Source organism: Halomonas llamarensis, from assembly GCF_023555005.1.
In the GTDB taxonomy this organism is placed as follows: domain Bacteria; phylum Pseudomonadota; class Gammaproteobacteria; order Pseudomonadales; family Halomonadaceae; genus Vreelandella; species Vreelandella llamarensis.
In genome coordinates this window covers 1-1,293 of the sequence record NZ_JAMJPJ010000072.1, presented here as the reverse complement: position 1 = coordinate 1,293, position 1,293 = coordinate 1, and the positions used below count along the sequence as shown (strand labels likewise).

General features: G+C 51.1%; 2 rRNA genes. Both read left to right on the top strand.

From position 1 onward, the window contains the following. Nucleotides 1–116: ribosomal RNA gene (locus M8006_RS17565) — 16S ribosomal RNA — on the top strand; the annotation flags it as partial. A gap of 258 nt (nucleotides 117–374) precedes the next feature. Beyond that, nucleotides 375–1,293 (top strand): 23S ribosomal RNA (locus tag M8006_RS17560); the annotation flags it as partial.

Below are 1,293 nucleotides of genomic sequence, written 5' to 3'. Positions count from 1 at the left end.
TGCACCAGAAGTGGTTAGCCTAACGCAAGAGGGCGATCACCACGGTGTGGTTCATGACTGGGGTGAAGTCGTAACAAGGTAGCCGTAGGGGAACCTGCGGCTGGATCACCTCCTTAAACGATGCATCATCCTCGCGGTAAGCGCTCACAATGAATTACCTGATCAGATGTCTGTTGATACGCAGTGATAAGCGTTCTTTCTCATTAAAAAGAACACACGCTTATCACTGCGCATAGCAGTCGCTCTTTAACAAGATATATCATGCTGACATGAACATTTTTTTAAATGTTCATATGTAAATTGTTTTGTGATACGTCTCAAGCGTATCCGGCAATCGTTATCATTGCGAGACACCAGACTCCTTCGGGTTATAGGGTCAAGCAATGAAGCGCACACGGTGGATGCCTAGGCAGCCAGAGGCGATGAAAGACGTGGAAGCCTGCGATAAGGCTCGGCGAGGTGGCAAACAACCTGCGACCCGGGCATCTCTGAATGGGGAAACCCACTCACCATCAGGTGAGTATCTTGCGCTGAATCTATAGGCGTAAGAAGCGAACCAGGGGAACTGAAACATCTAAGTACCCTGAGGAAAAGAAATCAACCGAGATTCCCCCAGTAGCGGCGAGCGAACGGGGAGTAGCCCTTAAGCGTGAGACTGATTAAGCGAACGTGTTGGGAAACACGGCCATAGCGGGTGATAGCCCCGTAGCTGAAAATCTGATCACGTGAAATCGAGTAAGTCGGGGCACGAGAAACCTTGACTGAAGACGGGGGGACCATCCTCCAAGGCTAAATACTCCTGGCTGACCGATAGTGAACCAGTACCGTGAGGGAAAGGCGAAAAGAACCCCGGAGAGGGGAGTGAAATAGACCCTGAAACCGTGTGCGTACAAGCAGTGGGAGCCGACTTGTTCGGTGACCGCGTACCTTTTGTATAATGGGTCAGCGACTTATATTCTGTGGCGAGGTTAACCGATTAGGGGAGCCGTAGCGAAAGCGAGTCTTAACTGGGCGTACCAGTCGCGGGATATAGACCCGAAACCGAGCGATCTATCCATGAGCAGGGTGAAGATTGAGTAACATCAATTGGAGGCCCGAACCAGGATCTGTTGAAAAAGATTTGGATGACTTGTGGATCGGAGTGAAAGGCTAATCAAGCTCGGAGATAGCTGGTTCTCCTCGAAAGCTATTTAGGTAGCGCCTCACGTAGCACCGCCGGGGGTAGAGCACTGTTTCGGCTAGGGGGTCATCCCGACTTACCAACCCGAGGCAAACTCCGAATACCGGTGAGTG